Origin of the sequence: Mesorhizobium sp. L2C084A000 (genome assembly GCF_000502875.1) — a bacterium.
GTDB lineage: Bacteria > Pseudomonadota > Alphaproteobacteria > Rhizobiales > Rhizobiaceae > Mesorhizobium.
Genome location: NZ_AYWX01000001.1, coordinates 940,168 through 962,011 on the forward strand (window position 1 = coordinate 940,168; position 21,844 = coordinate 962,011).

The 21,844-nt window shown below is 60.2% G+C and carries 15 protein-coding genes and 1 pseudogene; 8 read left to right on the forward strand and 8 right to left on the reverse strand.

Annotation, left to right across the window (positions count from 1 at the left end):
* Positions 1-16: 16 nt before the first annotated feature.
* The 3 genes from gmd to X735_RS161440 all read left to right on the forward strand — a co-directional run bounded on the left by gmd (position 17) and on the right by X735_RS161440 (position 3,800).
* Positions 17-1,087, forward strand: coding sequence for a GDP-mannose 4,6-dehydratase (gene gmd / locus X735_RS161450; protein WP_023692482.1), 1,071 nt, complete (start codon positions 17-19; stop codon positions 1,085-1,087).
* Entirely contained in the window at positions 1,087-2,031 is a 945-nt protein-coding gene (locus tag X735_RS161445) for a GDP-L-fucose synthase (RefSeq protein ID WP_023809292.1), read from the forward strand. Before gmd ends, X735_RS161445 begins: the two co-directional genes overlap by 1 nt.
* Before the next feature lie 347 nt (positions 2,032-2,378).
* Positions 2,379-3,800 (forward strand): phosphomannomutase, encoded by a 1,422-nt coding sequence (locus tag X735_RS161440; protein WP_023809293.1) that lies wholly within the window; start codon positions 2,379-2,381, stop codon positions 3,798-3,800.
* Between the two features lie 168 nt (positions 3,801-3,968).
* Here the strand turns inward: X735_RS161440 and X735_RS161435 are convergent, their stop codons facing one another.
* The 4 genes from X735_RS161435 to X735_RS161420 all read right to left on the reverse strand — a co-directional run bounded on the left by X735_RS161435 (position 3,969) and on the right by X735_RS161420 (position 9,530).
* Positions 3,969-6,365 carry a transketolase gene (locus X735_RS161435; protein ID WP_023735780.1) on the reverse strand — a complete coding sequence of 799 codons (2,397 nt, stop codon included), beginning with the start codon at positions 6,363-6,365 and terminating at the stop codon, positions 3,969-3,971.
* A 51-nt stretch (positions 6,366-6,416) separates the two neighbouring features.
* Entirely contained in the window at positions 6,417-7,367 is a 951-nt protein-coding gene (locus X735_RS161430) for a PDR/VanB family oxidoreductase (protein ID WP_023735781.1), read from the reverse strand.
* Positions 7,368-7,373: 6 nt separating this feature from the next.
* The gene (locus X735_RS161425) at positions 7,374-7,865 is read right to left on the reverse strand and encodes an MOSC domain-containing protein (RefSeq protein ID WP_023735782.1); all 492 of its coding nucleotides are present in this window, start codon (positions 7,863-7,865) and stop codon (positions 7,374-7,376) included.
* Positions 7,866-8,024: 159 nt separating this feature from the next.
* Positions 8,025-9,530 carry a PLP-dependent aminotransferase family protein gene (locus X735_RS161420; protein ID WP_031249775.1) on the reverse strand — a complete coding sequence of 502 codons (1,506 nt, stop codon included), beginning with the start codon at positions 9,528-9,530 and terminating at the stop codon, positions 8,025-8,027.
* A gap of 74 nt (positions 9,531-9,604) precedes the next feature.
* Here X735_RS161420 and X735_RS161415 point away from each other — a divergent pair, with 74 nt between their 5' ends.
* Entirely contained in the window at positions 9,605-10,837 is a 1,233-nt protein-coding gene (locus X735_RS161415; RefSeq protein WP_023672390.1) for a PLP-dependent aspartate aminotransferase family protein, read from the forward strand.
* 52 nt (positions 10,838-10,889) lie between these two features.
* Entirely contained in the window at positions 10,890-11,792 is a 903-nt protein-coding gene (locus tag X735_RS161410; protein WP_023735784.1) for a dihydrodipicolinate synthase family protein, read from the forward strand.
* A 397-nt stretch (positions 11,793-12,189) separates the two neighbouring features.
* Here the strand turns inward: X735_RS161410 and X735_RS161405 are convergent, their stop codons facing one another.
* Positions 12,190-12,570: a hypothetical protein gene (locus X735_RS161405; RefSeq protein ID WP_023809294.1), complete on the reverse strand. Its 381-nt coding sequence runs from the start codon at positions 12,568-12,570 to the stop codon at positions 12,190-12,192.
* Positions 12,571-12,962: 392 nt separating this feature from the next.
* Between X735_RS161405 and X735_RS161400 the strand changes: the two genes are divergently transcribed.
* The 3 genes from X735_RS161400 (at position 12,963) to X735_RS161390 (ending at position 18,840) form a co-directional block, all read left to right on the forward strand.
* A complete protein-coding gene (locus tag X735_RS161400) occupies positions 12,963-13,421 on the forward strand; it encodes a (2Fe-2S)-binding protein (RefSeq protein WP_023689394.1) in 459 nt (152 codons plus the stop codon).
* A 3-nt stretch (positions 13,422-13,424) separates the two neighbouring features.
* Positions 13,425-15,635 (forward strand): xanthine dehydrogenase family protein molybdopterin-binding subunit, encoded by a 2,211-nt coding sequence (locus X735_RS161395; protein WP_023809295.1) that lies wholly within the window; start codon positions 13,425-13,427, stop codon positions 15,633-15,635.
* 1,141 nt (positions 15,636-16,776) lie between these two features.
* On the forward strand, positions 16,777-18,840 hold the full coding sequence (locus X735_RS161390; RefSeq protein WP_023809296.1) for a carbamoyltransferase: 2,064 nt from the start codon (positions 16,777-16,779) through the stop codon (positions 18,838-18,840).
* Between the two features lie 116 nt (positions 18,841-18,956).
* Here the strand turns inward: X735_RS161390 and X735_RS01000000165520 are convergent.
* The 3 genes and pseudogenes from X735_RS01000000165520 to X735_RS161380 form a co-directional block, all read right to left on the reverse strand.
* Positions 18,957-19,618, reverse strand: a pseudogene (locus tag X735_RS01000000165520) (transposase); the annotation flags it as partial.
* A gap of 816 nt (positions 19,619-20,434) precedes the next feature.
* A complete protein-coding gene (locus X735_RS161385; RefSeq protein WP_023783766.1) occupies positions 20,435-21,073 on the reverse strand; it encodes an FMN-binding negative transcriptional regulator in 639 nt (212 codons plus the stop codon).
* A 48-nt stretch (positions 21,074-21,121) separates the two neighbouring features.
* Entirely contained in the window at positions 21,122-21,766 is a 645-nt protein-coding gene (locus tag X735_RS161380; RefSeq protein ID WP_031212486.1) for a helix-turn-helix transcriptional regulator, read from the reverse strand.
* Between the last annotated feature and the right edge of the window lie 78 nt (positions 21,767-21,844).

Genomic DNA, 21,844 nt, shown 5'->3' on the forward strand with positions numbered 1-21,844 from the left:
ATAGAGCAGGAATAGAATGGGCGATAGCAGAAAAGTTGCTCTTATTACGGGCATAACTGGACAGGATGGTGCCTATCTGGCCCGTCTTCTTCTCAAAAAAGGCTACATCGTTCATGGGATTAAGCGACGTTCCTCTTCCTTCAACACGGGTCGTATCGAAGACCTCTACCAAGACCCGCACGAATCCGATCCGCGCCTGATCTTGCATTACGGTGACCTCACTGATTCGACTAACCTCATCCGCGTGGTTCAGGAATCTCAGCCAGACGAAATTTACAACTTGGCTGCTCAGAGCCATGTGCAGGTGTCGTTCGAAACACCTGAGTACACAGCAAACGCGGACGGTATCGGTACATTGCGACTTCTTGAGGCGATTCGCCTCCTCGGTCTGACGGACAAGACCCGCTTCTATCAAGCCTCGACTTCGGAGCTATACGGCCTCGTGCAGTCCGTACCGCAGAACGAAACGACGCCGTTTTATCCGCGCAGCCCTTACGCCGCCGCCAAGCTCTACGCCTACTGGATGGTCGTCAATTATCGCGAGGGCTATGGTATGCACGCTTCCAACGGCATTCTTTTTAATCACGAAAGCCCCCTTCGTGGCGAAACTTTTGTGACGCGCAAGATCAGCCGCGCTGCCGCTGCTATCTACCTGGGCAAGCAGGACAAGCTTTATCTCGGCAATCTCGATGCTCAACGCGATTGGGGCCATGCGCGTGAGTACGTGCGAGGTATGTGGATGATGATACAGCAGGATCAACCGGATGATTACGTGCTGGCTACGGGCAAAACGACTCCTGTCCGCCAATTCGTCGAGTGGGCTTTCGAAGATATCGGCGTCGAGATCGAATGGCGTGGCAAGGGTGTCGGCGAAAAGGGCTATGATGTAGCGAGCGGCAGATGCCTAGTCCAAGTGGACCCACGCTACTTCCGCCCCACGGAAGTCGATCTTCTCCTGGGTGACGCTACCAAGGCGAAGGAGAAGCTCGGCTGGGTGCATGAGACATCCGTGCGCGAGCTTGCTGCGGAAATGGTACGCGAAGACCTGAAGGTCATGCAGACATCTGTAGTCATGAAGGAAGCGTAATGTATGATCTGAACGGAAAAACCGTGTGGGTCGCTGGCCACAAAGGTATGGTGGGCAGCGCTGTTGTACGCCGACTCACGTCTGAAGACTGCAAAGTTGTGGCCGCCCCTCGGGGAGAGCTAGACCTCAAGCGACAGACCGAGGTTGAAAACTTCGTGGCAGTGATGAAACCGGACGCTATCATTATGGCGGCGGCAAAGGTAGGTGGTATTCTCGCGAACGCCACCTATCCGGTCGACTTTCTTTACGACAATCTGATGATCGAGGCCAATATCTTCGCGGCAGCCCACGAAAACAATGTCGACCGCGTCCTCTTCCTCGGCTCGTCTTGCATCTATCCGAAGATGGCACCACAGCCCATTCCTGAAAGCGCGCTTTTGACCGGGCCACTAGAGCGCACCAACGAATGCTACGCCGTCGCCAAGATCACCGGCATCAAAATGGCTCAAGCCTATCGCCAGCAATATGGCCGCGACTACATCTCCGCTATGCCGACGAATCTCTACGGGCCAGGCGACAATTATGACTTGCAGTCAAGCCACGTCATCCCAGCGCTGATCCGGAAAGCGCATGAAGCTAAGCTCATAAGTGATAAGCAAATCACCATCTGGGGCACGGGCACACCACGTCGGGAATTCATGCACGTCGACGACTGCGCCGACGCATTAGTCTTCCTCCTGAAGAACTACTCTGACCATGATCACGTCAATCTCGGCTGCGGACAGGACATCACGATCCTAGAGCTGACTAGAATGATCTGCCGTGTAGTCGGATTTACTGGGGAGATCGCGCATGATCACTCTAGACCTGACGGTACACCGCGAAAGCTGATGAGCGTCGACAAGCTGCGCACTTTGGGATGGGCAGCAAAGATCACTCTCATGGAAGGCATCGAGAGTGTCTATCATGCATTTCTGAACGGGAGCTACACCGAACGGCGATAGATAAGAGGATTTGCTGCGTCTCAGGCCTGTAGGCGCTTTCGGGACCCAGAGCTAATGTAGACTGAGACAATCACTCGATGGCGATAGCGCTCATGTGAGCCAGCCGCGAGGAGCCCTGCCGGACCCGGACCCCATCCGCTCCAACCTCGTCGCCGTGAAGGTCACGGTGCGCTGCCCACGCCGACGCCGACTGCGTCAATCCTCACAAGGGTAACCGTCGATAACCGAACGCGTCTACGGTAACCGAATGTACTTCTTGTCCTCGTCCGAGGGATCTGTCGATGGGCATTCCGGACGAGCCAAAGTTTGAGCATGTTACCTTCAAAACCCGCAACGTCGGATTTGGTATGAAATTCGGAACAAGTGGATTACGGGGCCTGGCGACAGAATTGGCAGGAGCCGCCTCTGCCCTATATGCAACGGCATTCGCGACATTCCTGCTGGAATCCGGCCTGGCCAGAATTGGCGACGAGATACTCATAGGGCGCGACTTTCGCGCCTCGAGTCCGGCCATCGCCGCCGTCTGTGCGGCGGCACTGTCCGCGCTCGGCTTCATCGTAGTCGATTGCGGCGCAGTCCCCACCCCTGCCCTGGCACTGTATGCTCAGGCGCGTAAGAGTGGTTGTTTGATGATCACAGGCTCGCACATTCCGGCCGACCGTAATGGAATAAAATTCTATCGACCCGACGGTGAGATCGACAAGGGTGATGAGCGGGAGATAACGCGCATCGCCTTGCAGTTGGAGAAGCGCGGATACGCCCTTGAAGGTGCTGTTGCAAGTCGGCAGCACCGGGAGGCCGAATGCAAGGCCTTTTTCATGGCGCGCAATCGAAAGCTTATGGAGATTAATGCTCTAAAGGGCTTAACGGTGGGCGTATATCAGCACAGCACAGTCGCGCGCGATCTCTTGGTTGACATTCTCTCATATCACTGTGCGACGGTCGTAACCCTGGGACGTTCGGAAGGTTTCATTCCTGTCGACACTGAAGCGGTCTCGGACGAGACTGCTCAACAGTTCAAGCTCTGGGCCAAAGAGCATCGGCTTGATGCGGTCGTCTCGGCAGATGGCGATGGTGACCGCCCACTGGTAGCTGACGACCACGGAGACCCCCTTCGCGGTGATTTGTTAGGCCTGATTACGGCGAACTTCCTGCAAGCGAAGGCAGTCGTCACGCCGGTCACATCAAACTCTGGTATCGAGACCGCAGGTTCTTTTAAAGTCGTGCGTACCAAGGTTGGATCGCCATTTGTTATTGCTGCCATGCTCGATTTGGTTGCGTCGGGTCACGAGCGCGTGGTTGGTTTCGAAGCAAACGGTGGTTTGTTGACCGGCACGGACTTTGACCCGAACGGAACTAAACTGCCAGCGCTACCTACACGCGACAGTTTTCTCCCCATCCTCGCGGCACTTTCCCTTGTTAATACAAGTGGGCAGCCACTGTCGGAGATTGGCAGTTCCTTTCAATTGCCGGCGGCGGCGGCGGATCGCTTGGAAAATTTTTCCGTCGAAAGCAGCACTCGCCTCATGACATACCTTCGTACAGCGGAAACTAACATCGCCGCCTTCGTCGGGTCGATTGGAGTGGTAAGCAAGGTTAGCGATGTTGACGGACTTCGTATCACTCTCGCGGATAAGCGTGTCTTGCATTTGCGTCCATCCGGAAATGCCCCGGAAATGCGGTGCTACGTCGAAGCCGAAAATCGGGAGGACGCGGAGCTTTTGCTCCGGACTGGATTGGATCGAATTCGTAATTGGACGCAAGGCTAAATAAAAGCCGCCTCCCTGCGTATTCCAGGTGACCCTGGGGGTCGCACAAGCTACTCAAGCGCGATCAGAACGTCCACAGTGTCCCGGCCCTGTCCGCTTTGAAGCAAACCGGAACGCCCGTGGAAACAGCCGATCCGTACCAGCCACGGAGCATCCGGTAGCTCATGGTCAAGGCAGCGCCTTCCGGTAGCGAACAGCCGGTCCCGCACTCACCGCCTGTGCCGCATGTACGATGGCGTTGGTGTCCAGGCCGTGGTGACGGTATAGGTCCGCAATAGTCCCCGTCTGGCCGAACTGCTCGACCCCGAGCGCCTTCACGCGATGCCCGTTAACCCCACCGAGCCACGCGAGCGTCGCCGGGTGGCCGTCGATCACGGTGACGATGCCGCAGTCACGCGATAGCGGCGCGAGCAGCCGCTCGATATGACTCAGGGCGCCAATCGCGCCACGCTGCCGGGCACGTTCCGCCGCCTGCCAGCCCGCATTAAGCCGGTCCGCGGAGGTGATCGCGAGCAGCCCGACATCGCGCCGGTCCTCCGCCAGAAGACCCGTCGCGGCAATCGCCTCCGGCGCGACGACGCCTTGATAAGCAATGACGACACTCGCGTTGGGCCCAGGCGGACGCAGCCAATAGGCGCCATTGACGATGTCCCGCGCGAGCGCCGGGTTCATGTCGCGCGGCGGCTGCTCGAGCGGCCGGGTTGACAGGCGAAGATAGACCGATCCTCCGGTCTGATCACGCAGCCACGTCGTCTCATCCGGATCCCCCTCGCCATTGCGTTGCATGTAATCGAAGGCAAAGCGCATGATCACGGACAGTTCGTCGACGAAGGCCGGTTCGAAGGCGCAAAGCCCATCCTGCGCCATGCCGATCAATGGGGTGCCGATCGACTGGTGTGCTCCGCCCTCGGGCGCTAGCGTCACGCCCGAGGGCGTTGCGACCAGCATGAAGCGCGCATCCTGATAGCAGGCGTAGTTTAGCTGGTCGGCCGATCGGTAGATGAAGGGATCATAGACTGTCCCGATCGGCAGCAGGCGCACGCCATTGATCGAGTGCGAGAGACCGAGCGCCCCGAGCATGATCATCAGGTTCGACTCGGCGATCCCGAGCTCGAGGTGCTGCCCCTTCGGCCCAAATTCCCAGGTAAAGGTCGACGGAATGCGTTCGGCCTTGAAGGTGTCCGCCATGGTCTCCCGGGCGAAAAGGCCGCGCCGGTTGACCCAGCCACCGAGATTGGTCGAGACCGTCACATCGGGCGAGGTGGTGACAATGCGATCGGCAAGCAGACTGCGCTCGCGTGCGATGTCGTTCAGGATCTGTCCGAACCCCATCTGGGTCGAGAGCGGCTTGCCGGGCTGCCCCGGTGACGGAAGGGTTTCAGGCACCGGCACCGACGGCGCAGACAGCCTCCTACGCCCCTCACTGAAGAACGGCGCCTTTGCGAAGAAGGCGTCAAGTTCCGCTTCCGGCAAGGTGGCGGCCGCCCATTTGTCCCACTCCTCACCCCGCTTTACGCCCATTTGCAGGCGGTAGTCTTCCATCTGCGTGGGCGTCATCTGCCCCGCGTGGTTGTCCTTGTGTCCGGCAAGCGGCAGACCGTAGCCCTTGATGGTGTAACAGATGAAGCAGACGGGACGGTCATGCCTGGACGCCGCCTCGAAGGCTTCGAGGAGGCTCGGCATGTCATGCCCGCCAAGGTTCGTCATCAACGCCTGCAACTCGTCGTCGGAGCGGCGTTCGATCAGAGTGGTGACCGGCCCTTGGTCTCCGATCTCGTCGAGCAGCCGCTTGCGCCAGGCAGCACCCCCTTGGAAGGTCAGCGCCGAATAGAGCTGGTTCGGACAGCGCTCTATCCACTCGAGCAGCTTCTCGCCCCCCGGCTCGGCAAAGGCAGCCTCTTGCAGAGCCCCGTGGCGCAGGACCATCACGTCCCAGCCGAAGTTGCGAAAAATCTGCTCGAACCGCTGCCAGAGGCCCTCCCGGATCACGGCGTCGAGCGACTGGCGATTGTAGTCGACCACCCACCAGCAGTTCCTGAGCCCGTGCTTCCAGCCTTCGATCAGGGCCTCGTAGATGTTGCCCTCATCCATCTCGGCGTCGCCGATCAGGCTGACCATTCGGCCCTCGGCACGCTCCTTCATCCAGCCGTGACCCGAGACGTAGTCCTGCACCAGCGACGAGAACAGCGTCTGAGCAACGCCGAGACCCACCGACCCGGTCGAGAAGTCGACATCGTCGACATCCTTCGTCCGCGAAGGGTAGCTCTGCGCGCCCTTGTAGCCGCGGAAGTTCATGAGCTTTTCGTGCGTCTGGTTGCCCGCCAGATACTGAAGTGCATGGAAGATCGGCGCCGCATGGGGTTTGACCGCCACTCGATCCTGCGGGCGCAGGACCGAACCGTAGAGCGCGGTCATGATGGTACTCAGCGACGCGGACGAGGCCTGATGCCCCCCGACCTTGATCTCATCGCCCTCGCGGACGTGGTTGGCGTGGTGGATCGTCCAGGCTGCGAGCCAGGAGACGCAGCGCTCGATCTCGTGCAGATATTCCAGTTTCCTCGTCATTCAGTTTCCCGCAAATCAGCTGCCGGTCTCACAGGACCCCCGCCCAAATGGTCAAAGATCGAGTTTCAACACACCTGTCGCGCGCGACACACAGGGGATGAAGCGGTGGTCGCGTGCCTCTTTGGACAGGACGGCATCCCGATGGATCGGCTGTCCCGCCAGCATTGCGCATTCGCAGGTCCCGCACACCCCGTTCTCACACGAGGCCATCAACGGCACACCGGCCGCACGCAAGGCGGCCAGTGCCGTGGTCTCAGCCGAAACCTCAATCACCCTGCCCGCACGGAGTTCTATGACGAATGGTTCCGGTGGCGCGCCATCAAACTCGGGAGGCTGGAAAGTTTCGAAATGAACCGTGCCCTCGGGCCAGGGTTCAGCCGCCCGCCCCACGGCGGCCATGAATCCGGGCGGCCCGCAATAGTAAACCTGAGCCTCGGCCGAACGGTTCGCCAGCAGCGCGGCGATGTCCTGGCGGGTCGCCGGCTCGTCGTCGAAATGGATCCGCACATTGCCGCCAGGAAGATCGCTCCCGATCGCCGCCAAGAGTGGGGTGAGCGCCCGGCTGCGGGTGAAATAGTGCAACTCGAAGGGCTTGGCCTGCCGGGTGAGCGCGCGCGCCATGGCCAGAATCGGGGTGATCCCGATTCCCCCTGCCAGCAGCAAAGTCGGCCCCTCGCCTGGCTTGAGCGCAAAATGGTTGCGTGGCGCGGAGACAGGCAGTGTGGAACCGACGGCAATGGTTTCGTGGATCCACGCCGAGCCGCCACGGCCGTCATTCTCGCGCTTCACCGCGATGGTGTAGCGGCCAAGCTCGGTCGGGTCGCCGCAAAGTGAATACTGACGCACCTTCCCTTCAGGCAGATGGACGTCGACGTGAGAACCCGCTTCGAACGCCGGCAGCACAGGTTTGCGTGGGTGTTTCAGGTCGATGACCAGCACCTCGCCCGGCTCCTTGCGGGCGGCGGTCACGGTCAGCTTCATGATGATGCGCGGCGAGGCCATGGCGTTTCACTCGTCGATGGGCAAGATCAGATCACCGGGGCGGATCACGCCCCCGACCTCGATTGTGCAGTTCAGGCCGGAGCGGTTCAGAAGCCCCTCGTAGAGACCCGGAAGCCCGAGCAACTCCTCGATATACTTGCACGGCACATTCATCCGGGCGGCCCTGAGAATCGTTTCCCCGACCCGGAAGCGTTTGCCGACAAGATGGCTAAGCGGAACGCCTCGTGTCGTCAGATTGCGCCGGTGATCTTCGGGTCCGAGCTTGGCCTTGAAGCCCGGAATCCTGGGCTCGCCCTTCGCGATGGCGTCCAGAACTTCAGCTTCGATCAATGTCACCTCCCGAACGTCGGGACGCGCCGAATAGGTCCCCGTCCCCAGGTAGTAGCGGTCTCCGACAATGCCTTGGCCGGCAATAAGCTGCGCCTGCGCCAGCTCCTCCATTTCATAGGAGGCGGCAGGCGCGATATGGACGTGAAGCAGCTTTCCTCGCCAGGTCATCATCGCTCTCGGAAATTCGTCTCGTGGAAACCTGCTGCAAAACTGGCCTGATCAACAGCGCCAGTTGCATGGCATTTTCCCGGTCCAGTTGGCTGTTTGGAAAGAAATACGGCGGGCCCTCGGACCGTTTTCAGCGCCAGCTTTCGGCGTCGCCCCGTCTCAGTTGTTCCGCGCCGGCATCGCGTCTTGCACCTGCTTGACAACCTCTCGCAGGACCTCAACGCCCTTCCCGATCTGCCGAATGCTCAAGGCGGCATAGCCCATGACAAGTCCGACGCGATCGGTGCGGCCTTGGTCCGATGGCCGTTCGTAGAGCGGCGAGATCAGGTGTAGCCCCAGGCCAGCGTCGCGGGCGGATTCGACCAAGGCCGTTTCCCGCGATCGTGGCAGGTCATTGAACCAAACCGCGACGTGCAGTCCCGCATCTGCTCCCTGGACAGTGATGCGATCCCCGAAGCTGTGCTGCAAGGCACCCAACAACGTTTCCCGACGCTCGCCGTTCAGCCTGCGCACACGGCGCACATGGCTTTCGTAGCCGCCGCTCTCGATCAACGATGCCAGCGCTTCCTGTTCAGCGACCGGCGAATGCCGGTCTGCGAATTGTTTGGCGGTTGCGAAGACCTCCTGCAATTCGGGCGGGACGACGAGGTAGCCGATGCGCAGCATCGGCGAGAGCGTTTTGGAGATCGTGCCGAGGTAGATGACAGCCCCGTGGTCCTCGAGACTGTGCAGCGGAGGGACCGGATTGATGTCGTAGCGATATTCGCTGTCGTAGTCGTCCTCGATCACATAGGCGTTGTTGTGCCGCGCCCATTTCAGAAGCTGATGGCGGCGCGCGATCGGCATGACGCCGCCAAGCGGAAACTGATGCGATGGCGTCACATACGCCAGTCGTGCTCCGATCCCCGCCAGCAACTCGGTCCTCATCCCGTCTTCGTCCACGATGACCGGGATGGGTGAGGCACCCGTACTGGCAAAGACCTGACGCGCCATCCTGTAGCACGGATCCTCGATGACGAAACGGTCGGCGGGATCGAGAAGCAGGCGCGCGCACAGATCAAGGCCCTGCTGCGAACCGTTCACAACTATGATCTGGTCGAGGTCGCAGCTCAGGGTCCGGGCGCGCCAGAGATAGCCCTGAAGCGCCTGGCGAAGCCGGCGCGAGCCGCGAGGATCGTCATAGGCAAGACGCAGCGGGCGCTGCCCCATCGCCTCGTTCATCGCGCGTTTCCAGACCAATGAAGGGAAATCCGACGGCGCGAGGTCGCCATAGCGGAACTCGACCTTCAGCCCAGTCGGCAGATAATCTGGCCAGGGTGACGTCGCGCGCAGCCGCTCGCCATATGCGGACAGGTGGATCGGGCCGACCCGTTGCGCGTGAGTGCGCCCCGTCCCATGGCCCATCAACGAAGACGCAACGCGAGGTCGTGCGCCTTGACGGACTTCGATGAAACCCTCCGCAGCCAGTTGCTCATAGGCGACCGTCACCGTGGTTCGCGAAACGCCGAGGTCATTTGCCAGGGCCCGGGAGGATGGCAACTGACTGCCGGTTTCGTAGACGCCGCCGAGGATTTGCTCGCGAAGGGCTTCGTATATCTGGCGTGCACCCATCGCGTGCGAGCGCGCTGCAGACCCGGCACTTGAAGACTGGACCATCTCTTTCATCGCCAACTGGATATTTCACATTGGCCAGGTTGCCGTCAATCTTTCGGAACCCCAAGAGAGATCGCAGAGGCCGAATGACCAGCTCCCATCAATCCGAAACCGATGCTCCCACGGGGTCGCTCAACCGCACCAGCCCCGGATTTGCCACCCGGGCGATCCATCATGGCTACGATCCGGCCGGCTTTTCCAATGCCGTCCAGCCGCCAGTGTTCCTGACGTCAACCTATGGGTTCGAAAGCGTGGCAGCAAACGATGCCGCCGCCGCCCTTGGTGGACGGCTCTATGCGCGCGAATACAATCCCACGACCGAGATCCTCGAGCAGCGGCTCGCGAATCTGGAAGGAGCCGAGGCGGGGCTGGTTGTTGCCTCGGGGATGGCGGCCTTCGGCACTCTGATCCTGTCGCTCCTGTCCCAGGGCGATGAACTCATCGTCCACAAGACGCTTTATGCGAACACGCTTGCCATGGTCGAACAGGCGGTCCCCCGCTTCGGCATCAAAGTCGTCGCGGTCGATCTGTCAGATCCCCAAAATCTCGATGCCGCGATCACCGAGCGGACGCGGCTGGTTTTCTTCGAGACGCCGGTGAATCCGCTGAGCCGCATCGTCGATATCTCTGCCATTGCCAAGCGCGCCCACGCGCGCGGTGTGAAGGTTGCCGTGGACAGCACCTTCGCCTCGCCCGCGCTCCAGCGACCGCTTGAGCACGGGGCGGACATCGTGCTCCATTCGCTGACCAAGTACATCAATGGTCATGGCGATGCGCTTGGCGGGGCGCTTCTCGGCGACGCCCAAACGCTCCGTACGCTGCATGAAACGGGCCTGCGCTACATCACCGGCGCAGCGCTCTCGCCCATGTCAGCTTTCCTGATCCTGCGCGGTCTCAAGACGCTGACGCTGCGTATGGAACGGCACAGCGCCACGGCCCTTGCGGTGGCTCGGGCGCTGGAAGCGCACCCGGCGGTGGCATTTGTGAGTTATCCGTTCCTCGACTCGCACCCTGATCAGGTGACGGCGCGAAAACAGATGTCCAACGGATCGGGCATGTTGGCCTTTGGCCTCCACGCTGGATACGAAGGAGCGCGCCGGATGATGGACCGGCTCAACCTGATCATTCGCGCCGTCAGCCTCGGCGATGCCGACAGCCTCATCTATCATCCAGCAAGCCTCACCCGTGCTCGGCAGCCGATCCGCAAGGATGCCCATTTGGCCGATGGAGTCGGCGAGGATCTCATGCGTCTCTCGGTGGGGCTTGAAGACGCTGATGACCTGATCGCCGATCTGCGGCGGGCTTTGGACGTCTTGTAATGACCTGGCGTGCGGCCACCTCTGCGCTCACACAAAGATCTGGAGCCTTGCCATGGCATTCCTGAGCGGTCTTTCCGCGTTCCCCATCACCCCGACCAATCGTGACGGCCGCGTCGATAGCGTTGCCCTGCGCAGGCTGATTGCTCGGCTTGGCATTGCTCAGGTCGATTCCATCGGTCTTCTCGGCAGCACCGGCACATACATCTATCTGTCGCGCGAGCAACGGCGGCGGGCGCTCTCCGAGACCTTGGACCAAACGGCGGGGCAAATGCCGGTCGTGGTGGGTGTGGGCGCGCTGCGCACCGATGAAGCCGTGGGGCTCGCGCAAGACGCCAAGGCCCTTGGAGCAGCTGCGGGTTTGCTTGCCGCCGCCTCCTACACCCCGCTTACTGATGACGAGGTGTTCGAACATTTCTCCACTGTGGCGCGCGAAAGTGGCCTGCCGATCGTCGTCTACGACAATCCAGGAACGACGCATTTCCATTTCAGTCCACCCCTTGTCAGCCGCCTGGCAAAGGTGGCTGGGATTGTCGCCATCAAGAATCCGACAGACAAAAGCGATGCGATCAAGAACCACCTGACCGCCCAGAGGCGCACACTGCCGGAAGGGTTCTCGATTGGCTACAGCGGCGACTGGAACGCCGCCGAGGCCATGATCGCCGGCGCCGACACATGGTACAGCGTCCTTGCGGGCATCCTGCCCGAGGTCTGCATGACGATCGTCACAGCGGCGCAACAGGGCGATGCGGCCGAAGCGCGACGGATCAATGCCGCGCTGGTCCCGATCTGGAGCCTCTTCAAGGAGTTCTCGAGCCTTCGCGTCGTCCATGCACTCGCTGAATTGCTCGACGTTTGCAGTGCCGAACCCCCGCGTCCCATCCTGCCTCTGCCCCCAGCAGCGAAGCGCCAGATCGCCGCCGCGTTGAAAGGTTTGCCATCGGATGCCAGCCGGTGAACAGCAAACCCCGTTCGGCAAGTGAAAGGAAGTGCATGTATTTACCCGCTCATTTCGAGAATTGATCGAAAACAACGCACTCGGCGTGCTGATAGCCATGGCTGGAGCGGTCTCGACGCCAATCACACCCCTTCGAACTCGACAATCGACTGCGGAGGTACAGACTGCGCAGGGCACTCCGCCCATGCCGCACCGTTCGCCTTCAAACTAGGAATCGGTGGTTTATCCATTGGAATGGCATCGAGCCGGCGCTTTACTCCGGCCCGGTGCGCGCATTGAAGCCGGTGCCAATGCCGCCGGCGAACACCAGATTTCCGTCCTCGACATTCGCCAGAGCACGCTTCCCGACCGCCGTAACTGTTGCCGGGTTCGCAGCCGATGACGATGAACTCATCACTCAGCACGCATTTTGTCTCACCCATTCTTGGCGCCGGCCGGATCGATATGGACTGACACGCAGCTTGGAGACGATGCCGTCGAGGCCGAACTGGCAGACTTGCGCGAGAATGTCGCTGCCGCCGCTGATCTCGTCGCTCAGAACGATGCCGTTTGGGCGGCGTCTCAGCAGGTTAACTAGCGCTTTGCGCCGATCGACGAGTGGCCGCTCGCGAAGACCCTCGCCGTCGATCTTGAGCAGGTCGAAGCCGGCAAGCATGGTCCTGACGTCTCCCGCCGCGGCCAAGAACCCGCTGAAGACTGGGAATGCGCGACAAGCCTTCTGGTCAACGACGAACGCCTCACCGTCTATTATCGCGTCCGAGGCGCCGAGCTCGGCCACCGCCCGGGACGATAGTCGGAAACCTGAGGGTCCAGTCGTGGAGGTTGCGGGTCGAGGTAGGCCCCCATCGATAGTCGTCCCATTTCATTTCGTGTAGCCAATCAGGGCCCTGCCGGACGCGGCCGACCAGCGGTCGATGTTCGCGACGGCCCGAATGTCCAGTCTCGTGTAACTCAGCCTAAAGCGGCCTGTCCGCCCAAAAAATGACATTCAGTTGCCTCCAGCCTTTCGACACGACCCACTTCACGATCTCGTAACTCGCCAACCTAGCGGCTTGTTGCTTGAGCTGCGCGTTCCTAGGGTGTGGTCGCTAGGCCTCAGCAACAAGAGCTCGGTTGCCAGGCGGGCGGAGGCTCAACGAGATAGCCAGCTCAGGACAAGGAGAGCAAGCAATGGTCGCTTTTACCCTCAATGGCGAGGCGCGAACACTCGACGTCGATCCAGAGATGCCGCTGCTCTGGGCGGTCCGTGACGTCATCGGACTCACGGGAACGAAATTCGGTTGCGGGCTTGCCCAGTGCGGCGCTTGCACGGTTCACGTTAACGGCATGCCGACGCGCTCGTGCCAGACCGCAGTCGGCGACATCGAAGGAGCCTCGATCACCACCATTGAGGGTGTGTCGGGCAAGATAGGCGAAACGGTCCAGGCCGTGTGGGCCGAGTTCGACGTACCTCAATGCGGCTATTGCCAGTCTGGCCAGATCATGTCGGCCGTGGCCCTCCTTACAGAAACGCCTAAGCCGACGGACGATGATATTGATTCGGCGATGAGCGGCAATCTCTGCCGCTGCGCCACCTATCATCGCATCCGCGCGGCCATCCACGAGACCGCCAACCGGCTGGAGACTTGAGGCATGTCGCAGTTTCTCTCGAAGCATAACTCCGTGCGGCCCACGCGCCGCCGGTTCCTCGTCGGCGCGGGCGTCACCACCGCTGGCCTCGCCGTGGGCTACCGGCTAGTGCTGGCGGCGTCCGACATCGCACAAACGACTACTGCAAAGGTTCAGGCGAACCCCTTCCAGACCTATGTCGAGATCACAAAGGAGAACCGAATCATCATCTACTCCTCGCAGTTCGAGATGGGACAAGGCTCCTATTTCGGCATCGCCACCCTGGTTATGGAAGAGCTCGACGGCGACTGGGCGCAGGTGGACGTGGTCGGCGGATATGGCAATACCGCGCTCTACGGCAATGTCGCCTGGGGCGGGGCCGCACAGGCAACTGGTGGCTCCACGTCGATGAGTTCGTCGTGGGAACGCTACCGCAAGGCGGGTGCTGCCGCACGGGCCTTGCTGGTGGCGGCCGCGGCGCAGCGGTGGGATGTGCCAGCCGGCGAGATCAAAGTCGCTTCCGGGGTCGTGTCGCACGCCTCAGGGATGCAGGCGCGCTACGGTGACCTGGCTGAAGCCGCAGCGGGAATGCCGGTTCCCGACGACGTGCCGCTAAAGCCGCGCGACAAGTGGGCCCAGATCGGATCGGACAGCCTCAAGCGCTACGATTCCGCCGGCAAGACCAACGGCGCGCAGACCTACACGATCGACCTCATGATGGAGGGACTCCAGACGGCCGTTATGATCCATCCGCCGAAGTTCGGCGCCGAGATCGAGAGCTTCGACGCAACCAAGGCCAAGGCACTCGACGGCATTGTCGATGTCGTCCAGACGCCGCGAGGCATTGCCGTGGTTGGCAGGGACACCTGGACGGCGCTGAAGGGCCGCGACCTCGTGGAGGTGACCTGGAACGAGGAGAAGGCCGAAGAGCGCGGCACGGCCGAGATCATGGCCGAATACAACAAGGCCGCAGACGATCTGGGCGCGGCCACCGCGCGCGACGACGGTAACACTCCCGCAGCGTTCGCCAGTGCTGAGAAAATCATCGAGGGGCACTACGAATTCCCCTATCTTGTCCATGCTTCGATCGAGCCACTCAACGCGGCCGCCCGAATCAACGAAGACGGCACCATCGACGTCTGGGGCGGACACCAGATGCCCGACCTTTATCAGGCGGCTGCCGCTCAGGTAGGCGGCACCACGCCGGACAAGGTGAGGCTGCACGTGATGAAGACCGGCGGCAGTTTCGGCCGCCGCGCGGTCTTGGATGCAGATGTCATCATCGAAGCTGTTTCCACAGCGCGTGCACTGGGACGCGGCAAGCCAGTGAAGGTGCAGTGGACCCGCGAGAATGACATGCGGGGTGGGCGGTACCGGCCGGCCTATGTGCACGCAGTCAAGGCGGGGCTCGACAAGAAAGGCAATGTCGTCGCTCTCCATGACCACATCGTGGGCCAATCGGTCTTGGGCGGTTCGACCTCTGCGGCGATGATCAAGAACGGCATCGATCCAACCTCCGTAGAGGGCGCCACCAACCTGCCCTATGCGATCCCGAACCTGAAGGTCGAGCTGACCACCACGGACGTGAACATCCCGGTGCTGTGGTGGCGTTCGGTAGGCTCCACCCACACCGCTTACGCGGTGGAAACCCTGATCGATGAGCTCGCCGCCGCTGCGAACCGTGATCCGGTCGACTTCCGCTTGTCAATGCTCGGTCACCATCCACGGCATGCCGCCGTGCTTAAAGTGGCTGCTGAGAAGGCAGGCTGGGACAAGCCTCTGCCGGAAGGCCGTTTCCGCGGCGTGGCCCTGCATGAAAGCCTCTCGACCTATGTCGCCGATGTGGTGGAGATCACCCTCAACGATGAAAATGGTTTCAAGGTCGACCGCGTCGTCTGCGCGGTAGATTGCGGCACCGCGATAAATCCTGACCAGATTCGCGCTCAGATGGAGGGCGGTATCGGATTCGGGCTAGGCGCGATCCTCCAGGAGGAGCTGACCCTGAAGGGCGGTGTCGTAGACCAAGAGAACTACGATACCTATACACCGCTCAGGATCGAGCAGATGCCGCGAGTCGAGGTGCACATTGTGCCGTCCGAGGAGCCGCCCACGGGAGTTGGTGAGCCAGGTGTGCCGCCGATCGGCCCGGCCGTCGCCAACGCGCTACGGGCGGCGACGGGCAAGACTATCCGCAAGCTGCCGATTATAAAGAACATGTCAGGAATGACACCATGAAACAGCCGCGATGAAGATCGCGCCGTTTTCGAACGCCTCCTGACAGGCGCTCATTTCCATGGGTCAAATTCCGGCGGCTGCCCGCTCCAATAGCCGGTTTGGAGACGGCACCCCGTGTTCTGAACGACCACAGACGGGCCTTGGCGCCGGTTCCACTGAAGAACCGCTTTCGAGACGCAAATGCGTCCACTCCATTGAAGAGCACAACCGTATAGCACCAGGAAGGCTAGCTACCTCCATCGCTTCGGAGACCCAGGAACCCTCAGAAAACCGAACCTCCCGAGCTCAGAGGCGCTCGTGATCACAATCGCGCTGGTGCGTGGATCATTGTTCAAGGGTTTGCCGATAGGCAGGCGAGATGGCCGATCGACATGATCTTCGCCCGATGCCCTACAAACACAATGCCAGCCGCTGTCACGGAGTCGCGAAGACGAAGGCAATGAGGGTCGACGCCGATACTCGTCGTTTGGTTGACAGAGCGCTTGGAATGCCATGCGCTTCACATCGGAGTAGCCATCCGGGAAGCCTGAAGCGCTTTGAAAACGCATGTGCTGCGGCTGTTATTCATAGCGTGGATGACTTTGATCAAAACAATCGATTTCATCACTCTTCCGGAATCGTGCATGGACAAAAAAGAGCCTCACGCACCAATCACACGCTGCTCTATCGTGTGACGAAAGCTGCCTTAGGAATAATCCAAAGGAGAAAATCTTCGATGCGCCCTGACGTGCAGTGGAGGTCGTGCCGAGAAAGTGAGTTGCAACTGGCCGACAAAGTCGGGCGGTGCGACCATGGTCGCTTCGGAGAATGAAATCGGGCCAGTTCACGGGGGCGGTACTGTTATTCGTCGACGGCCGCCCTTCCCAAGAACAGGCGGCATCGCAAGTTGGTTCTGCCGATGAAAACGACATCGCCGGATACATGTCAGCAGCCGCTCAGGATTGGATGATCCAGCCAAGCTCTCGGCGTGATGGCACTGTAGGCGTCACAGTCGAAGCATCTCATTGATCGTTTATGAGGCTTTCTTCGATGCCGCTGATGCCTGACGGGCGGTCGCAGCTGCAGGCGACAACACGGCCTATTTAGTTGGAAACAGTCGAGGTAAGCCAATTTGGCTTCCCGTTACTATTTGGAGAAAGAAATGCTGTGCCTAGGAATCAGCGGCGGACTTGACCAAGTCCATGAAAACCGATTCGAGCGTCCGAACGCCTTTATGCACGATGGCGCCGCGGTGCTCGTCCGAGACGGAAAGGTGATAGCCGCCGTAGAAGAGGAACGCCTCAATCGAATCAAGCACTCGAACAAGCTGCCAAGTGGTTCGATTCAATACTGTCTCTCGACGGCCGGGGTTCAGCTCAGCGACATTGATCGTGTCGCGGTCTACGCCAGCGAGCCCTATGCCAACGCCATGCTTGAAGGTATGTCCGCTTCCCAACCGGACATTCTCTCCACTCCGTTGGATGCTAAAATGTTGGTGCAGAACCTGTTAGCGCGTGAGTTCGGCACTAAGTTGGACAGTTCGCGTATTTCATTCGTAGGTCATCATCAGGCGCACGCCGTGAGCGCCTTTGCAATGTCGGGCTTCGAACAAAGTCTCATTCTAGCGATTGATGGCTGTGGTGATTTCCTGTCGGGCCTTGTGGCGGTAGGGTCTGGCACAGAAATTACGCAAATCGAGGCTTTCCCGGAGGACAATTCTCTTGGGCTGTTTTATCTCGAGACGATCCGCTGTCTCGGCTACGGCATGTTCGACGAGTATAAGGTAATGGGACTCGCGCCCTATGGCGACCCCGCTCCCTATCGCGAGCTCTTCGAGCAGTTCTACGAGCTCTCCGCCAACGGTGGCTACCGTGTTCACCTCGACCGCATCGGTCCGGCGTTGCTCCGCAACATCGAGATCAGGCGAAAGGGAATGCCTTTCACCCAGCAGCATCGAGATGTGAGTGCGTCACTGCAGGAAGCGCTTGAGCGGATCGTGTTCCACATTCTCCGGCACCACCGTGAGGCCACCGGCATGAAGCGGTTGTGTCTGGCGGGAGGGGTAGCCCACAACTGCACGATGAACGGCAAGCTGCTGTATTCAGGGCTTTTCGAAGACATCTTCGTGCAACCCGCGTCTCACGACGCTGGCTGCGCATTGGGAGCTGCGCTGATAGTCTCTAACGAGATGGGCCGCCCCGCGCCGCGTGAGCGACTGCAGGAGGTCTATTGGGGTCCTGATCTCGGGAGCGACCGCGCCGTGGAACAGGAACTGAACGCATGGTCCGGACATCTCGAGGTTGAACGCTCTTATGACGTAGCGAGCAGTGCAGCCCACTGGATCACCAACGGCGCCGTGATCGGCTGGGTGCAGGGTCGTTCGGAGTTTGGGCCACGTGCGCTGGGCAACCGCAGCATTCTTGCCGACCCTCGGCCCGCTGCAAACAAGGACCGGATCAATGCCATGGTCAAGAAGCGCGAAGGCTATAGGCCTTTCGCACCATCTGTGCTGGAAGAGGATGCGAGCGAATTTTTCGACCTCCCGGACGGTAAACACGAATTTCCATTCATGAATTTCGTCGTTCGCGTGCGTGACTCAAAGCGCGCCTTGTTGGGTGCCATTACGCACGTCGACGGTACGGCTCGGCTGCAAACAGTATCGCGCGATGCCAACCCCGCTTACTGGGAGGTCATCAATGCGTTCAAGAAGCGGACAGGCACTCCAATTCTGCTCAATACGTCCTTTAACAACAATGCTGAACCGATCGTGGATACGGTTGCAGACGCGATTGCCACATTTTTGACGACAGAGCTGGATGGACTTGTGGTCGGGCCCTTCCTGGTAAAAAAACGGGCTGCAACGCTGCAGGATTGGACTGCGCTTTCGATTTCATTGCCTCCCTCAGTCTCCCTCCATCAAACCCGTGCTTACACAGCGCGAGATCATCAGGAGACTGTCTGCGAGATTATTCCGAACCACTCCAGCATTGACAGTGTGCGAATTTCAAACGACCTGTTTAATCTGCTGATGCGGATTGAGGGCGAAGCCGTGTTAAGCGATCACCTCAATATAATTGCGCCGGATCAAGCTGAGCATGAAGCTCTGATGGAGGACCTGCGAAGACTGTGGGAGCAGCGCCTGGTTCGGCTGCATCCCTCACAAGCTGCTCGGATGGAGCATGGGTCCGATCAAACGCCGGACCAGCCTAATAGGCTATCAATGTGATAGAGATGCCGCTCAAGCTCGGCCAATCAATAGTGTTCATCGACCCCGCCTGCGAGCTCACCGCTGTGATTAGGGGGGGTCGAGGTCGCCCTGGTCAGTATGCTTAGGAATGCTAGGGTCTGGCCTCGATATTGACCGGACTTCTGTGTCGAGAGGTCCAGCCCGCAGAACTTTAGAAACTGGCGATGATGACCTAAGCGGCGAAGATCGCCGGCTTCGGCAATGACGGTCAATGCCTTGATCGGTCCGATGCCCGGGATTTGTCGCAGGAGCTGGTAATCCTGGCTGTGCCGCAGCAGATCGTCGGCCTGTGCTTCGATCTCATTGCGGTGCCGGATCAGGCTGCGTGCTTCGTCAATGACCATCCGGAACATGCGAATGGCAGGCGCATCAAGTGGCAGCGGCAGTCCGATCGATGGGCGCGCCGTCTCGAAAATATCCATCAGAATCTGTGTCTTGCTGACCTTGCGGCCGACGACATCCCAAGCTGCTGCCACAAACTCCTCCTTCGTCAGCGCCGTGATGCTTGCTGGGGTCGAAAAGGCATCGAGGAAGGCAAAGAACCAATCGCTGCGGCTGTTCCCCCGGAAGCGATCGATCTCGGGAAAATACAGCGGCAGGTAGTTGTCAGGATGCGGTGCTGGATCTCGGTCTTGGCCCTGGCGATCGCTTCATGTGTCTTCGACAGTTCATGCACGTCGTTGATGCCGGCTCGCAGCGGATCATGGTAGACCTGCGTCGCCTGGATCCTGAGCATGTGTAGGATCACCTGGGCATCGATCTTCTTGCCGACTATGACGCCGAAGGCCTTAAGAAGCCCAGGCATCTGTTCTCGATTTTGCCTACTAGGCTGACGAGAAGGTCGCGTGCCGACAGCAGCACCCGCACGACACAGGTGCCGTGGCTCTTGGTGCGAACCTGCTTAAAACATCCGGTCCGTCCGATCTGGCAAGGCCCGCCGCTCGTCGGGGCCCGATTTGTTCGGCATCATCGAGAGGGCGGCGCTTGACACGATCGGAAGTCCGCGCTTCGTTAACTCGTTCCAGAGCCAGACCGCAAGCGGTCACGGCTCCATGCCGATCCGCTCCGTCTCCGCAGTTCACAGTCCCGCCCGCATCTCCCGGTCGGGCCCGGGTAGCCATTGCGCTGCAAGGCGGGTCTGATCGCTACGGCGGCGCCCGCCACCATCTCCATCAGTCGGTTCGGCGACATAGCCAATCATCTCCCGTAAGAGAAGTGCTTTCAGGCAAGTTCCGCAGGTTCAAGGAGATCGTTGACGGCGCCGCCACTTGGGAGCTGCGTCGAGTGCATGGTCGAGCGTGCGCCAAGGTACGTGGCTTCGAAACGCGTGCGATTGCGCCTCATTCAAGACCGGTAGCGGGTGGTCGCCGACATACAACGGGGCGCAGGCGACTGAAACGAACCCGTCGGCCACTACGGAGCAATCCTGCCGCCTGACCAGGCGCGTGGGAAAGTATCACAACGGTGACCACAGCGTCGCTTCAGGCCGTCAAAAGCTATTGCCGTGCGTCAAGGCGGGCTAGGTGACCCGTCGGAGGCCGGCACCAGCGGCTTTGTCCGGACAAGACAAATGCTATTGGGATTTGGCCGCCGCAGCCGCGAGCATCGCTTCTCCCATCGCAATGGCCCCTTGGGCACGCAGCATTTCACCAGGGTTCTGAATGTCGCGCAAGTCTTTGTTCTGGCTGAGTTTTGATTTTCCAACCAGGCCGGTGATCTCGATCTCCAGGGCGACGATTGCCTTAACCATCGTGTCGATGAAGTCCTTCGGCGCGTCGCCCATCTTCCACGGGGCAGGCTGCGAGGCTTCTTGCATATGAGTGAGCTTCGCCACGTTACGGCGTACATATCGCTCATCATCCCGGACAGTGATGCGTCCGTGGGCGTGGACGACGAGATAGTTCCACGTCGGCACCTGCTTGTGGAGTTCGTGCTTGCTTGGATACCAGTTCGGCGAGATGTAAGCGTCGGCCGCACGGAAGATTACGAGAACCTCATCGCCATTGGCGACTTCCTCCCAGACTGGGTTCTTGCGAGCGACATGGCAATTGAGAACGCCCTTGTCTCCCTTCGAGCGGTCAAGCTCGAAGGGGAGGTGGTTCGCGTCCAGTGTGCCTTTGCTTTGGGTGACGAGGATACCAAGCGGGTGTTTCTCGATAAGCTCGAACAGGGCGTTCTGATCAGGGACGGCAAAATGAGGCGGAACGTACAACGGTTTATCTCCTGTCGCGAATGGCGGTTGCTAGTAATCGGCGGAGCCTTACGGAACGGGCTCCTGAATCTTCGCTGCCGTCGACGAGTGCCCCGGACCTCGGTGTCCACCACGCTCAAGCACCGCCATCGAGAAATGGGCGGGCACATCAGATGCCGCCGCGTATGAGTGCGGTTGGTCAGTGACAAGCCGCGCACTCTCGCCTTCGCTTAAAATTACCACATGGGCACCTACCACAACGCTCAGGGCACCCTGACTGACCGAGATCAGCTCGCGCGTATCCAGACTATGAGCGTCCGCGGAAAACACGTCGCCCGGCATCATGACCCAGCTCCACAGTTCGAACATCGTGCGTCCCGAGGTCGACGAATGCAGTTGTGCAGAGCTTCCCTTGGCGCTCGTCCAAAGCCTCCTGGTCTCTGTCCGCTCGATGGGAAGGCACACCGTGGAAGGGTGCTCGTTCAACAAATCGGCCACGGAGAGCGAAAACGCCGCCGCCAATCGGCAAAGTATGCCGATACTGGGGTTCGCCTTGCCTTGCTCCAGCGAGACGACGGTTCCCTTGGACAACCCGCTCAGTTTTGCCAGTCGATCCAGGGTCAGATTTTGGTCGCGCCTCAAGTCTCGGATTCGGGCCGCCATCGCTTTGCCAAGCACCTGCTCGGAATCCATCGCTGTCGTAAGATCGGTCATTATATTGACTTAGGACCTCGGCTCACCTATTGCGGTCAGTATAATGACCGGGGCGAAATTGCAACTGCCCGTTAGGAA